This is a genomic window from Streptomyces rubellus (assembly GCF_036323805.1).
In the GTDB taxonomy this organism is placed as follows: Bacteria; Actinomycetota; Actinomycetes; order Streptomycetales; family Streptomycetaceae; genus Streptomyces.
In genome coordinates this window covers 205,814-219,919 of sequence record NZ_JAZDCX010000001.1, presented here as the reverse complement: position 1 = coordinate 219,919, position 14,106 = coordinate 205,814, and the positions used below count along the sequence as shown (strand labels likewise).

Sequence of the window (14,106 nt, the reverse complement as noted above, 5' to 3'; positions counted from 1 at the left end):
TCGCCTCTTGCCTTAGAAAGCGCTTTCTACGCCCCAGCAAGCTAGCCTGCTCACAACACCCCCGACAAGACCCGCCGACAAGACCCGCACGGAGGACGGAATGGCAGTGACGCTGGCGGACGTGGCGGCCCGGGCCGGGGTCTCGGCCGCGACCGTCTCGCGGGTGCTCAGCGGGAACTATCCGGTGGCGGGAGCGACCCGCAGCCGGGTGCTGCGCGCGGTCGAGGAGCTGGAGTACGTGGTCAACGGGCCCGCCAGCGCACTGGCCGCCGCGACCTCCGACCTCGTCGGCGTCCTCGTCAACGACATCGCCGACCCGTTCTTCGGGATCATGGCAAGCGCCGTCCAGTCCGAGCTGGAGCCGGGGAAGGCGGGACGGAAACTGGCGGTCGTCTGCAACACCGGCGGCTCCCCCGAGCGCGAGCTGACCTACCTCACCCTCCTCCAGCGCCAGCGCGCCGCCGCCGTCGTCCTCACCGGCAGCGCGGTGGAGGACCCGGAGCACACCGCGGCCCTGGCCGCCCGCCTGCACCGGATGGCCGGGGCCGGCACCCGGGTCGTCCTGTGCGGCAGGCCGCCGCTGCCGGCGCCCGGCGGGCCGGACGGCGCGGACGGGGCGGACGGGGCCGAGGGCGCGAACGGCACCGCCGCCGGGCCGGTCACCGTGGCCTTCGACAACCGGGGCGGCGCCCGCCGCCTCACCGAGCACCTCCTCGCCCTCGGCCACCGCCGCATCGGCTGTGTCGCGGGACCGGTCGAACGCACCACCACCCGGCACCGGCTGGAGGGCCACCGGGCGGCGCTGGCCGCCCACGACCCCGCCCTGCTCGCCGACGCCGGCCGCCTCACCGTGCACGGCGCGTACGACCGCTCCTCCGGCTACGACGGCGCCCTGGAACTGCTGCGCCGCGCACCGGACCTGACGGCCGTGCTGGCCGCCAACGACACCGCCGCCCTCGGCGTCTGCGCCGCCCTGCGCGACCGGGGGCTGCGCATCCCCGGGGACGTGTCCGTGGCGGGCTTCGACGACCTCCCGTTCAGCGCGGACGCCGCCCCCGCCCTGACCACCGTCCGCATCCCGCTCCACGAGGCGGGCGCCCGCGCCGGGCGGCTGGCGCTGGGCCGCGAGGCGGCCCCGCCCGGCGGGCTGGCCACCGTGCGCACCGAGCTGATGGCCCGCGCCTCCACCGCTCCCCCGCGCACCGGACGGGCCCCGGTACCCTCCGGCGGCCCGACGCGTTAGGGTCCTTCCCCACGAGCGGTCCGACGGCCCGGCAGGGCCCGTCCGGACGGCGCACGGGAGGTCCACGGGTGAGAACCGCACGCGCAACGGTGGCCGCCTTACTGGCCCTGTCGACCGCCTGGCTGCTGACGGCCTGCGGAGGCGGCGGCCAGGTGGTCGGCGAGGAGTCGGCACGCCCCCTGGAGAAGCGTTTCAGCGCACCGGACGGCTTCGACGGCTCCCGGGGCTGGCGGCAGCCCCTCACCTGGCTGTCGGAGCACAGCGCGGACATCCCGATGGACGTCGCGCCCAAGGCGGGCCTGGTCCTCCTCCTCCAGATGGACGGCGGCAGCCACATCGCCGAGGCCCGCGACGCGGTCACCGGGGACCTGCGCTGGATCAGCCGGCGGTGGCACACCCCGGCGCCCGTGGACATGGGCCCGACACCGCCGGCCGACATCCTGGTGACGACCGACCGGGACGGGCACGAGTACGTCGTCACCCTCCAGGTGGAGGGCACCGGGCCCGACCGGAAGGCGCTTCTCGACCTCTACCTGGCGGACTCCGCCGGCAAGGACATCGTCCCCAGCCGCACCCTCACCGTCCCGGTCCCGTCCGACGCCGGCCGGGTGGCCCTCCGGAACGGCGGGACGGGACTGCTGCTCCGCTGGACGGGCCTGGAGCTGCGGCCCATGACCGCGACGGTGGACATCGCCACCGGACGGGTCCGGACGTACGACGACCGGCAGTGGCTGCCGGCCTCCTGCGACCGGACCGGCTGCCCCGGCGACGGCGAGGTGGCCGGGCTCTCCCCGCACGGCCCGGTGGTCGCCCTGGCCCGCGGCGGCTTCGGCATCCCCGGCGGCTGGCATTCCAAGGACCACGCCCCGCCGGGTTTCCACCCGGACCACGACCGGTGGTACCGGGACGGCGTGGTCCAGACGGTCGCCGGGGACCACGTCGTCTCCTGGTGGGCGTGGATCGACGCCGAGAGCGGACGGCCCCTCGACGAGGAGGTGTGGGCCGTGCACGACCTGGCCTCCGGAAAGCTGGAGATGTCCGTGCCCTGCGACGCGCTGGAGGGCCCGGAGAACCTCTCCTCCCCCGGGAGCCTGTCGGCGAACGGCCGGTACGCCGTCGTGGGTCCCCTCGCCTTCGACTTCGAGCGCGGGAAGGCGCACTGCCTGGACGGGCGGGACGGCCGGCCCGGAGCCCGGCTGCTGTCCGTCGGCGACGACGGCACCGCCTACGGCTTCACCGGGGAGGACGGCGGCGGGGAGGAGCCCGTGCCCGTCACCGTGCCGCTGGACACCGGACGGCCCCGGGAACTGCCCCGGGACACCACGATCCCGTTCCTGCTGCTGCCCGGGGCCGGGGTCTTCACCCCGGGCGCCTACGGCCGGGGCGCGGAGTTCGCCGTCCTCCCGCGCCGCCCGGCGCGCTGAGCGCGCCGGGCCCCGGCTCCCGGGGGGCGGGGCCGGGCGGCCCTACGGCCGCATCATCCGCCGTTCGGCCGGGTCCGGACGGTCCAGCCGCGCGTCGTACGGCGCGAGCGGCGCGTACGGTTCCGCCCGCTGCGTGCCCGGCCTTCCGGTGTCCCCGGTCCCCAGGCCCGCCCACTCCAGCAGGGCGCCGGTGGCGGTGGCCCGGTCGTCCTCCGCCAGCATGCCGATGTTCGCGCCGTGGTGGGCGGCGGGCGCCACGAGGACATGGCAGTCCGCGCAGCCCGGGTCCGTCCGGAAGCGCTCCGCCGACCACGGGTCGTTCTCGCCGTAGACGAACAGCATCCGCTCGGCGCGGGTGCGCACCCACCAGTCGATGTCGTCCATCGCCCACTTGTGGAACCGCATCGGTATCTCGCGCGGCACCCGGGAACGCGGCCGGTGGACGTCCGGGTGGCGCAGCAGCCCGGCCAGGTGCGGGGTGCCGAAGCTGGGCGAGCCGAGCTCGGTGCCCGCCTGGTAGTGGTACGGCGTGTAGTAATCCAGGCCCTGGTCGGTGTAGAAGGACAGGTCCGCCGTCTCGTCGAGGAAGTCGTACAGTTCCCCGGTGTCCGCCGAGGGCTCGGGGATCCAGGGGCACTGCCACTCCCCGTTGTACTGCCACCAGGCCCACACCAGGTCCAGCCCGGCGCTCTCGAACGCCCGGTCGGCGCCGCCGACCACCTCGAAGGTGCCGCCCGCCGCGCGCGTCCGCTCCTCGTAGCGCGCCACCAGCTCCTCGCGGCGCAGGAACACCTCGCGCTGCACGGCGTTCAGCCGGTCCCGGCACTCCTCGGGGCCGACGTTCGCGAAGAAGTCGTCGTAGGCGGAGTCCTCGGCGTCGATCACGTCGTTGGGCGCGACGTAGGCGACGGTGCCGTCCATGTCGCGCGGGTAGAAGCGCCGGTAGTAGACGGCCGCCATGCCGCCCTTGCTGGTGCCCGTGGAGATCCACGTCCCGCCGTAGACCCGGCGCAGGGCCCGGAAGATCCGGTGCTGGTCGCTGGCGCCCTGCCAGATGTCGAGCTTCGACCAGTCGGCGGGCCGGGGCCGGGACGAGGCGAAGAAACGGTACTCCATGGAGACCTGGTTGCCGTCCAGCAGCCGGGCCGGTTCACTGCGCGCCGGGCCGGTGCCGAGCCCGTAGCCGGAGGTGTGGAAGACGGTGGGCCGGTTCTCGCCCTTGTGCAGCACCGTCAGCCGCTGCTGGAAGGTGCCCTTCCAGGGCCTGCGGTGGTCGACCGGCTGGCGGTACTCCAGGACGAGGAAGCGGTGGCCGTCGACCGGCTCCTCCTCGACCAGACGCAGGCCCGGTACCGCGCGCAGGCGGTCCGCGATGTCGGTGGACCGCTCGCCGCGGGGCCCGCCGTCGGCCGTCGCCGGCGCACCGCCGGCGACGGCCGCGCCGGCGAGCACCAGCAGGGCCAGTAACGCCCTGAGTGCCTTCTTCATCGACGACTCTCCTGTGTGGGGGGATGACCGTGGTCGTCGCGAACTTATCCGGCCAATCCGTCAACCACCAGGCTGCGTCCGGCCCACGCTGTCCGTTTCACAGTGGCTGGCTCAGATCCGGTGCGCGGGAACAGCGCGTGTCCGTCCGGACCTCGCCGGACGGGAATCTCCCGGTGACGGCACGGCCACGACCCGCATCGACACACCCTCCGTCACCGAGCGCGCCCGGCCGGACACCCCGGCGCTCCGCCGTGTCGGACCGGGCAGACGGAAAGGGAGTGTAAAGAGCGTGATCCGGTCATCCTCGGCCACCAGTGGCCGGTCTTCGCGTACCACCGGCGCATGTGCGGGCGTACTCTCTCCCGCCATGAAAGACGTCTCGTCCCTCCGACTCTCGTCCGCCGCCGGCACCGCCGGCACCGCCGGCACCGCCGATGACGAAGTGCCGGTGCCGCTCGCCCACGGACCGCTGGGAATGGAACTGCTGGGCTTCCACCGGGAGCCGGAGACCGCTCGCTTCGCCGACGCGGCCGTGGCCTACGTGCTGGTGGCCCTGTGGCACGAGGGCCGGCTGCTGATGGTGCGGGTGCGCGGCCGGGACTGCTGGGAGCTGCCCGGCGGCGGCATCGACCCCGGGGAGACCCCCCGGCAGGCGGCCGTGCGGGAGCTGTGGGAGGAGAGCGGCCAGCCGGTGTCCGAGGAGGGCCTGCGGTTCGTCGGCTTCGCCAGGACGGCGCTCCCCACCGGGGACGAACCGCGGCGCCGGGTGCTGTACGGCGCCCTCTACACCGCCGAGGTCAGCCGGGCGGAACCGTTCACCCCCAACGAGGAGATCGCCGCCGTCCACTGGCGGGACGGCGACGAGCCGCTGGAGGGCGGCCGGGTGCAGACGGTGGACGAATACCTGGCTGCGCTCTGCCGCCTGTGAGCCGTACCGTCACCGGTGTGCCGGCACCCCGGGGCTTCGCGTACCGGCGGCACCGGGACGGCACGGTCACCGTCACCCACCACGGCCGCCCGGCCGGCACCCTGCGCGGCGAGCACGCCCGGCGCTTCCTGGCGGAGGCCGCCGCGGGCGACCCGCAGCAGGTGATGGCCCGCCGGACCGGGAACCACCGGCGCGGCAACGAGCGCACCGCCCGCGACCACCCGCGCAACCGCCGCTGAGCGGACCGGGCGCCCTCACACCGCCCCCGCGGCCTGGGGCACCCCCGTGTACGTCCGCCACAGCCGCGCGTACCGGTCGTCGCGCGCCAGCAGCTCCTCGTGCGTGCCGTCCTCCACCACCCGGCCGTGGTCCAGCACCACCACCCGGTCGGCGCGGGCGGCCGTGGTCAGGCGGTGGGCGACGACCAGGGTGGTACGGCGGCCCGCCAGCTTCTCGGTGGCCTCGTTGACCACCGCCTCGGTGGCCAGGTCGAGCGCGGCGGTGGCCTCGTCCAGCAGCAGGATGTCGGGCCGCACCAGCTCGGCCCGGGCCAGGGCGACGAGCTGCCGCTGTCCGGCGGAGAGGTTGCGGCCGCGTTCGGCCACCGGGTGCAGATAGCCGCCGGAGAGGGTGGCGATCATGTCGTGCGCGCCCACCGCCCGGGCCGCCGCCTCCACCTCGGCGTCCGAGGCCTCCGGGCGGCCGTAGGCGATGGCGTCGCGCACCGTGCCGGGGAACAGGTACGGCTCCTGCGGGACCACCCCGAGCCGGTGCCGGTAACCGGCCGGGTCCAGCTCGCGCAGGTCCCGCCCGTCCACCCGGACGGTGCCCGAGGTCGGGTCGTAGAACCGGGCGACCAGCTTGACCAGCGTGGACTTGCCCGCGCCGGTCTCGCCGACGAAGGCGACCGTCTGCCCGGCCGGGATCACCAGGTCGATGCCGGACAGCGCGTTCTCGCCCCCTCCGGCACCGTCCGCCGCGCCGTCCCCGGCGCCCTGGGTGTCGTAGCGGAAGTGGACGTCCTCGAAGACGATCTCGCCGCGCAGCCCGTCCACCTCGCGCGGCTTCGCGGGCGGCGGTGTCGTCGTCGGCTCGCGCAGCAGTTCCTGGACGCGGCGCAGCGAGACGACCGCCTGCTGGTAGCCGTCGAAGACCTGGGAGAGCTGCTGCACGGGGGCGAAGAACAGCTCGATGTAGAGCAGGTACGCCACCAGCGCGCCGGCCGTCAGCGTGCCGTCGCCCACCCGGGCCGTGCCGACGACCAGCACGGCGGCGGTCGCCAGCGAGGCCAGCAGCTGGATGAAGGGGAAGTAGACCGAGATCAGCCACTGGCCGCGCACCCGGGCCCGCCGGTAGCCGTCGCTGGCCTCGGCGAAGGCGCGGGCGTCCCGCTCCTCGCGGCGGAACGCCTGCACGATCCGCAGCCCCGCCACGCCCTCCTGGAGCGCGGCGTTGACGCCGCTGACGCGGTCGCGCGCCAGTTCGTACGCCGCCAGGCTCCTGCGCCGGAACACGATCGTGCCGATGACCAGCGGCGGCAGGGTGGCCAGGACCACCAGCGCCAGCCCGGCGTCGATGGCGACGAGGACGACCATGATGCCGAAGAAGGTCAGCAGCGCCACGACCGCCTGCACCAGGCCGGTCTGCAGGAAGGTCGTCAGCGCGTCGACGTCGGTGGTCATCCGGGTCATGATCCGCCCGGTCAGCTCGCGCTCGTAGTAGTCGAGCCCGAGCCGCTGGAGCTGGGCGAAGCTCTTGACCCGCAGGGTGTAGAGGATCCGCTCGCCGGTACGGCCGATGGCCCGGGTCTCCCCGGTCTGCGCGGCCCACTGCACGATCACCACCAGCAGCGCCAGCGCGGAGGCGACCCACACCGCACCCAGCGCCGCCTGCTGGACGCCCTCGTCGATGCCGTGCCGGACCAGGACGGGCAGCGCCAGCCCGGCGGTGGCGTCGGTCACCACCAGCAGCAGGGCCACCAGCAGCGGGGCGCGGAAGCCGCGCAGCAGGTGCCGCAGTCCGTAGGCGGACTCGGGGCGGGCGGCGCGCTCCTCGTCGATGTCGGGGGTGTCGGTGGCGGGCGGCAGGGCCGCGACCCTCTCCAGCAGTTCGGGGGTGGCCGGGCTGCCGGCCAGCGCGCCCGCGATGCCGGGGCCGCCGCCGGAGGCGGGCGCGGACGCGCCGGGGCGCGCTCCGGCGGGGGCGGCGCCGGTGGTCCCGGTCTCCCCGGTCCCCTCCTCCTCGCGCCGCCACAGCTCGGGGGTGACACCCCCGTCCGGGGCGGCGGTACGGTCCCCGGCGGCGTCCCCGTCCGGGGCGGCCGGCGCCGCCAGCCCGGCCGGGTCGTGCTCGATGCCGCCCAGCTCGTCCGGGTCGCTCAGCAGCCGCCGGTACAGCTCGCAGCGCTCCTGGAGCTCCTCGTGGGTGCCGGCGTCCACCAGCCGCCCGCCGTCCAGGACGGCGATGCGGTCGGCCAGCGAGAGGGTGGAGCGGCGGTGGGCGATCAGCAGGGTGGTGCGGCCGGCCATCACCCCGCGCAGCGCCTCGTGGATCTCGTGCTCCACCCGGGCGTCCACGGCGGAGGTGGCGTCGTCCAGCACCAGCAGCCGCGGGTCGGTGAGGATGGCCCGGGCCAGGGCGATGCGCTGCCGCTGGCCGCCGGAGAGGGTCAGGCCCTGCTCGCCGATCTCGGTGTCGTAGCCGTCGGGCAGGTCGGCGATGAAGCCGTCGGCCTGGGCGGCGCGCGCCGCGGCCCGCACCTGCTCGTCGGTGGCGTCGGGGCGGCCGTAGGCGATGTTGGCGCGGACGGTGTCGGAGAACAGGAAGCTGTTCTCCGGGACCAGGCCGATGGCCGCGCGCAGCGAGTCGAAGGTCAGGTCGCGCACGTCGTGGCCGCCGACCCGTACCGCGCCCTCGGTGACGTCGTAGAAGCGCGGCAGCAGCAGCGAGACGGTGGACTTGCCGCTGCCGGAGGTGCCGACGACGGCGACGGTCTCGCCCGGTGAGATCCGCAGCGAGAAGTCCCGCAGCACCGGCCGGGCGTCGGGCCGGGTGTCGTAGGCGAAGCCCGCCCGGTCGAACTCGACGGTGGCGGGCGCGTCGGCGGGCAGCTCGTGCGCGTCCGGCCGCTCCCGGATGGCCGGCTCGGTGTCGATCAGCTCCAGGACGCGCTCGACGCCCGCCCGCGCCTGCTGGCCGACCGTGAGGATCATGGTCAGCATCCGCACCGGCCCGACGAGCTGGGCGAGGTAGGTGGAGAAGGCGACGAAGGTGCCCAGGGTGATCTGGCCGCGGGTGGCCATCCAGCCGCCGACGGCGAGCATCGCGACCTGGCCGAGCGCGGGGACGGCCTGCAGGGCGGGGGTGTAGCGGGCGTTGAGCTTCACCGTCCGCAGCCGCGCGGCGAACAGTTCGCGGCTCGCGTCGCGCAGCTTGCCGGTCTCCTGCTCCTCCTGTCCGAAGCCCTTGACCACCCGCACACCGGTCACGGCGCCGTCCACCACCCCGGCCACCACTCCGGCCTGGCTCTGGGCGTACCAGGTGGCGGGGAACAGCCGGATCCGGCTGCGCTGCGCGATGAACCACAGGGCGGGCGCGACGGCCAGCGCCACCAGCGTCAGCAGCGGGGAGAGGGTGACCATCACCACCAGCGAGACGGCGAAGAGCAGGATGTTGCCGATCATCATCGGCGTCATGAACAGCAGGCCCTGGATGAGCTGGAGGTCGCTGGTGGCCCGCCCGACGACCTGTCCGGTGGACAGCTCGTCCTGCCTGCGCCCGTCGAGGCGGACCAGGGAGCCGTACATCTCGGTGCGCAGGTCGTGCTGGACGTCGAGCGCGAGTCTGCCGCCGTAGTAGCGGCGCACGAACGTCAGCGCGTAGACCACCACCGCGGCGGCGATCAGCAGGCCGATCCACAGTCCGAGGCCGCCGCCCCCGGCGACGACGACATCGTCGATGATCTGCTTGACGACCAGCGGGACGAGCGCCATCACGCCCATCCCGGCGAGCGAGGCGCCCAGGGACAGCAGGACGTTGCGGCGGTAGCGCCAGCAGTACGCGGTCAGCCGCCGCACCCACCCCGCCCGCCGTTCGCCCCCGGCCTCCCGGCCCTCCCCGGCCTCCCGGCTCTCCCCCGTCTCCGTACCCGCCGCCACGTGGCTCCCTCCCGCACGCATGCCGTCACCTTCTGTGCCCGCCTGTGGTCCCGCGGCCACACCGCCGCAGTGATCCAGAATGCTCCAACGTGTCCGGAGGGGGATTTCATCCCGGCCCGGACGGAAGTGATGAGAGCAGGCGGGCCGACTGCGACCGCACCATGTAGCACCGTGAGCTACATGGTGCTATATTCCTTCCATGAAGGTGATAAACCAGCGCGAGTTCCGCAACAACTCCGCCGCCGTCATGAACGCGGTCGAGGCCGGAGAGACCTATCACGTCACCCGGAACGGGGTGGAGATCGCCGAGATTCGCCCCCTTCCCCGCAGGCGCCGACTGACGGCGGAGGAACTGGTCGCCAAGCACAGAGGACTACCGCAGGTCGATCACTCCGCCATGCGGCAGGAGGCAAACGACTTCTTCGGCGACGACCGCGTCGGCGACGAGGACCCCTGGGAGCGTCACCGTGGCTGAACGCCACCAGTCCGGAGTGCTCGACACCTGCACCTACATTGATCTCGGCCTGCTCCCGGCCGAACGGCTCCCGGTCGTTCCGGAACTCACTGCCATCACCCTGGCCGAACTGCATCAGGGAGTCGCCATGGCCAAGACCCCGACGACCCGGGCCGCGCGGACGGAAAAGCTGGCCGCGGCAGTCGCCGACTTCGAGCCCCTGCCCTTCGACAGCGACGCGGCGGCACGCTACGGCACACTCGTGTCACTCGTCATCGACACAGGCCGTGACCCACGACCACGGCGCATGGACCTCATGATCGCCGCAATCGCTTCTTCTCGCGGTCTGCCTCTGTTCACGCGCAACGCCGACGACTTCAAAGGACTCGATCGCTCACTGCATGTCGTCGCGCTCTGATCCGCACCACAGGGCCGACACAAGAAGCGATGCGGGAAAGGCGCGGTCCGGAGAGCCAGGCATTCTCTCCGGACCGCGCCGCATCGGGCCGCGGCGTCACGGGTGACGGTGGCCAGTACCCCCCACAGGACCGGCTTTCCTGACCCGCTCGCTCGTTCGGCCCCGCCCCGCGGCGAGGAGGGTTGCCGCGGGACCGCCGGGGCGCTCGCACCACCCGTCCGGGGTGCACGGCGTACCGGCCGTTCGGGAGAGGTCCCGGGAGAGGCCGGCCCCGGGACCTGAGAGGTCTCAGAAGGCGAGGACCTCCTTGCTCCCGAAGCCCTCCGGGCTCTCCCCACAGAACCCGTCGGGAGCTCGGCCGGGGGCGGCGGCCGGGTGTCCGGCGCCGCGCCCGGCAGTACTGGCCATCGTGACGTGAAGCGTCCGGCGGGCGGTCCCCACGGTGTCCACGGCACGCCCGGCGTCCGGACCGGCACAGACGATCTCTCCCGGTCCGGCCGCGCGTTCCGCGTGTCCCGCGCCCGCCGGGCGCTCCGCCACGGCGGTGAACTCCGGTGCCGGCGGCGCGGGCAGCGGCCGTACCGCGAGCACCGCGCCGTACAGCGGGACCAGGGCCCCTGCCGTCAGCGCGCCGCCCACGAGGGCACACCTCACCGCGTACCGCATGACACGTCCTTCCGTTCTCCGTCGGGTGTAACGGATCGCGAACGTGAGTCTGTCGAGAACCGGCGCCGAATGCATCTTGAGCGATCATTTTAAGTAACGTTGTGTGTTAAACCAGTTGCTTCACGTGACGCCCCAGACTCTCGGGACAGCGGGACACACACCCTGATCACCAGCGATGTTGCGGCTGGTGAGGCCGGGAGTGCCCGGCACTCCTCGCAACCAGTCCGATACGTCCCGCATCGAAGACGGCCGAAACCCGTACGCCGGAGCCGCCGCATGGCGGGTTTCGAACCCGTTCGACGACCCCCCGACCGGTTCGGAATTGCAGAAGCAACAACCCCCGGCCGCGATCGGAGGCGTACGCGGAGCGCCCTCAGACAGCCGACGCGGGCCGCGATCCGTCGAGGGCCAGGGCGACGGCCAGCCCGCCCAGAGCGGATCCCGTCACGTACCGCTGGACGCGCATCCAGCGGGGCCGCCTGGCGAGGAACGCCGCGACCGCACCGGCCGCCAGGACGATGGCCAGGTTCACCGCCACGCTCACGGCGATCTGGATCCCGCCGAGCACGAAGCCCTGGAGCAGGACGTGTCCGGCCCGCAGGTCGACGAACTGGGGAATGAGCGAGAGGTACATGACGGCGATCTTGGGATTGAGCAGATTCGTCACCAATCCCATGGCGAAGAGCCGGCGCGGCGGGTCACCGGCGAGTTCCTGCGGGGCGAAGACGGACACGCCACCGGGCCCGAGCGCCTTCCAGGCAAGCCAGGCCAGATATCCGGCGCCGGCGAGCCTGACCGCCGTGTACAGCTCCGGCACGGCCAGGAACACCACCGACAGTCCCGAGTTCACGGCCACCAGGTACACCAGGAAACCCGTCACCACCCCGCACAGGGAGACGAGGCCGGCCCGCCGCCCCTGGGTGACGCTCCTCGACACGAGGTAGATCATGTTCGGCCCGGGGGTGAGGACCATGCCCAGGGAGACCACCGCGACACCGATCACGGCCTCCGGCCCGATCACAGCCGGCCTCCGTCTCCCCGACGCCCTGCCGCCCCGCCGGGGAGGGGCCGCCCGGCGGGCAGGTCGTGCACGGCATCGTGCACCAGGTGACGGGCGGCGACCTCGACGGTGAGGCGCGGGGCGGCGCCTCCGGAGCACTCCCGCTCCCAGTCCGCGTCCGAGAGGCGGTCGAACTCCGCGGCCAGGGACTCGGCCGCGTCCACCACCTCCAGCGCGACGCGCCGCGGCTCCTCGTGCCGGTAGGGAACCGGCCACGCCCCGCGGGCACCGTCCACCCCGCCCCGCTCCCCGCGCCCCGGAGCCGTCGGCAGCTTGCGCCGGAAGGCGGCGCACAGGTCCCGGACACGGCAGCCGTGCTCCAGGAGCAGCCGGCCGCTCACCGCCGAACGTCCGTGTACGGTGCCCGGGCCGCAGTCCCCGAGGAGGACGCGCCGCCATTGCGCCGACGCCCTGCGAAGCAATCCCGAGAGGTCCGCACGCCCGGGGCCCGACAGGTCGAATCCGCAGATCACGCAGTTCGCCAGCAGTGGATCGCAGCTCCCTGTTCCCGACTGGACCATGTTCGAGAGACCCCCGCTCGACCCGCATGCCGCTCCCCGTGACGGCGTCACGATATTACCCTCCGGATACCGAGTGCAATATTTATATTGCACTCGATGCAATATGCTGATCCGGTCAGGGCGGACCGGCACGCACCGGGCCGCGAACGGCGACTGGAGGACGGGACCGGTGAGCGACTACCGAGGAGTTGCCGACGCCGTGGCGGCGGACATCACCACCGGACGGCTGAGGCCGGGCGACCGCCTGCCGCCGCAGCGGGAGTTCGCCCGGCGGCACGGCATCGCCGACTCCACGGCCGCCCGTGTGTACCGCGAGCTGGCGCGCCGCGGCCTGACGGTCGGCGAGGTGGGCCGGGGCACCTTCGTCCGGGCGGCCGTCCGGACACCGGGCCCGGCACTGGCCGAGCCGGCGGGCCACCGGATCGACCTGGAGCTCAACCACCCGGTGGTACCGGAGCAGTCCGCGCTCCTCGCCGCCGGACTCGGCCCGCTGCTGCGCGCCGATGTCCTGGAGTCCGCCATGCGGCCCGTCGGTGCGGCGGGTACGGCCGCCGCGCGCGCCGCCGCGGCCGGGCTGCTGGCCCGCGGCGGCTGGCGGCCGGAGCCGGAGCGGGTGCTGTTCGCGGGAAACGGCCGCCAGGCGATCGCGGCCGCGATCAGCACGCTCGTCCCGGCCGGCGGGCGCCTCGGCGTCGAGGAACTGACCTACCCGGTGATCAGGTCCATCGCGTCCCGGCTCGGTGTGACGGTCGTCCCGCTGGCCGTGGACGGGTCGGGGCTGGTCCCCGAAGCCGTCACCGCCGCCCACCGCACCGCTCCGCTGCGGGCCGTCTACGTACAGCCGACCCTGCACAACCCGCTGGGCCTGGTCATGCCGGAGCACCGGCGGGCCGAACTGGCGGACGTCCTCGGCCGACTGGGACTGACCGCGATCGAGGACGCCGTCTGGGCCTTCCTCCGCGACGACCTGCCGCCGCTGGCCGCCCTGGCCCCCGAGCGGACGGTCCTCGTCGACAGCCTCTCCAAGCGACTGGCGCCCGGCCTGACGGTGGGTTTCTCCGTCGTCCCCGGCGCGCTGGCGCCCGGCGTCGCCACCGCGCTGCGCTCGGGCGGCTGGGGACCCGCGCGGTTCGCCCTGGAGGCGGCGGTCCGCTGGGCGGCCGACGGCACCGTCCGCTCCGTCGTCCGGGCCAAACAGCGGGACGCGGCCCACCGCCAGGAGATCGCCGCCCGTCGTCTGGGGGAGTTCGCGGTGCGCGGCGGCCCGCTGTCCTACTCCTGCTGGTGGGAGCTGCCCCGCCCGTGGCGGGCCGACATGTTCGTCGCCGCCGCGGCCCGGCACGGCATCGCCGTCACTCCGGCGGCGGCCTTCGCCGTCGGCGGCGCCCGGGCTCCCGGCGCGGTGCGGGTCGGCCTGGCGTCGCCGTCCCCCGAAGTCCTCGACCGCGCCCTCGCCACCCTCGCCGCCCTCGCCCGCTCCGCCCCGGACGACCTCGTCGACGAGTGACCCGCGGGCAGGACGGGGCGGGGAACGGCGGGGCGCTCAGCTCACGAAGTGGTCGAACTCCCCCGCCTTGACGCCCGCGAGGAAGGCCGCGAGGCCCGCCCGGCCGACGGAGACGATCAGCTCCGGCTCGTCGCTCTCCCGTATGAGGAGAGCGTCACCGTGCCGTGCCAGCTCCACGCAGTTCGGGCCTTCCGCACCCGAGAAAGACGACTTCTGCCACTGGATCGGTGCATCCATGTT

13 protein-coding genes are annotated in these 14,106 nt (G+C 74.1%); 7 read left to right on the top strand and 6 right to left on the bottom strand.

Annotated features, from left to right (window positions below):
* Positions 1-100: 100 nt before the first annotated feature.
* Positions 101-1,243 carry a LacI family DNA-binding transcriptional regulator gene (locus V1L54_RS00945; protein ID WP_330115855.1) on the top strand — a complete coding sequence of 381 codons (1,143 nt, stop codon included), beginning with the start codon at positions 101-103 and terminating at the stop codon, positions 1,241-1,243.
* Positions 1,244-1,311: 68 nt separating this feature from the next.
* The gene (locus V1L54_RS00940; protein WP_330115854.1) at positions 1,312-2,667 is read left to right on the top strand and encodes a hypothetical protein; all 1,356 of its coding nucleotides are present in this window, start codon (positions 1,312-1,314) and stop codon (positions 2,665-2,667) included.
* A 42-nt stretch (positions 2,668-2,709) separates the two neighbouring features.
* Here V1L54_RS00940 and V1L54_RS00935 read toward each other — a convergent pair whose 3' ends face one another.
* On the bottom strand, positions 2,710-4,155 hold the full coding sequence (locus V1L54_RS00935) for a serine protease (RefSeq protein WP_330115853.1): 1,446 nt from the start codon (positions 4,153-4,155) through the stop codon (positions 2,710-2,712).
* A gap of 367 nt (positions 4,156-4,522) precedes the next feature.
* Between V1L54_RS00935 and V1L54_RS00930 the strand changes: the two genes are divergently transcribed.
* The gene (locus tag V1L54_RS00930; protein WP_330115852.1) at positions 4,523-5,083 is read left to right on the top strand and encodes an NUDIX domain-containing protein; all 561 of its coding nucleotides are present in this window, start codon (positions 4,523-4,525) and stop codon (positions 5,081-5,083) included.
* Positions 5,084-5,100: 17 nt separating this feature from the next.
* A complete protein-coding gene (locus V1L54_RS00925; RefSeq protein WP_330115851.1) occupies positions 5,101-5,322 on the top strand; it encodes a hypothetical protein in 222 nt (73 codons plus the stop codon).
* Between the two features lie 15 nt (positions 5,323-5,337).
* Here the strand turns inward: V1L54_RS00925 and V1L54_RS00920 are convergent, their stop codons facing one another.
* The gene (locus V1L54_RS00920) at positions 5,338-9,261 is read right to left on the bottom strand and encodes an ABC transporter ATP-binding protein (protein ID WP_330115850.1); all 3,924 of its coding nucleotides are present in this window, start codon (positions 9,259-9,261) and stop codon (positions 5,338-5,340) included.
* Positions 9,262-9,439: 178 nt separating this feature from the next.
* On the opposite strand from V1L54_RS00920, the gene V1L54_RS00915 reads away from it, so the two are divergent.
* Together V1L54_RS00915 and V1L54_RS00910 are read left to right on the top strand one after the other, a co-directional pair.
* Positions 9,440-9,715 (top strand): type II toxin-antitoxin system Phd/YefM family antitoxin, encoded by a 276-nt coding sequence (locus V1L54_RS00915; RefSeq protein WP_330115849.1) that lies wholly within the window; start codon positions 9,440-9,442, stop codon positions 9,713-9,715.
* Positions 9,708-10,112, top strand: coding sequence for a type II toxin-antitoxin system VapC family toxin (locus V1L54_RS00910; RefSeq protein ID WP_330115848.1), 405 nt, complete (start codon positions 9,708-9,710; stop codon positions 10,110-10,112). Before V1L54_RS00915 ends, V1L54_RS00910 begins: the two co-directional genes overlap by 8 nt.
* 288 nt (positions 10,113-10,400) lie before the next feature.
* Here V1L54_RS00910 and V1L54_RS00905 read toward each other — a convergent pair whose 3' ends face one another.
* From V1L54_RS00905 to V1L54_RS00895, 3 genes are all read right to left on the bottom strand, one after another.
* Positions 10,401-10,778, bottom strand: a complete 378-nt coding sequence (locus V1L54_RS00905; RefSeq protein WP_330115847.1) for a hypothetical protein — start codon at positions 10,776-10,778, stop codon at positions 10,401-10,403.
* Between the two features lie 373 nt (positions 10,779-11,151).
* Complete coding sequence (locus tag V1L54_RS00900) at positions 11,152-11,751, bottom strand: LysE family translocator (RefSeq protein WP_330116112.1); 600 nt, start codon at positions 11,749-11,751, stop codon at positions 11,152-11,154.
* 44 nt (positions 11,752-11,795) lie between these two features.
* Positions 11,796-12,179: a hypothetical protein gene (locus V1L54_RS00895; RefSeq protein WP_330115846.1), complete on the bottom strand. Its 384-nt coding sequence runs from the start codon at positions 12,177-12,179 to the stop codon at positions 11,796-11,798.
* A 349-nt stretch (positions 12,180-12,528) separates the two neighbouring features.
* Between V1L54_RS00895 and V1L54_RS00890 the strand changes: the two genes are divergently transcribed.
* The gene (locus V1L54_RS00890) at positions 12,529-13,866 is read left to right on the top strand and encodes an aminotransferase-like domain-containing protein (RefSeq protein WP_330115845.1); all 1,338 of its coding nucleotides are present in this window, start codon (positions 12,529-12,531) and stop codon (positions 13,864-13,866) included.
* 36 nt (positions 13,867-13,902) lie between these two features.
* Here the strand turns inward: V1L54_RS00890 and V1L54_RS00885 are convergent, their stop codons facing one another.
* On the bottom strand, positions 13,903-14,103 hold the full coding sequence (locus tag V1L54_RS00885; protein WP_330115844.1) for a DUF397 domain-containing protein: 201 nt from the start codon (positions 14,101-14,103) through the stop codon (positions 13,903-13,905).
* Positions 14,104-14,106: the final 3 nt, after the last annotated feature.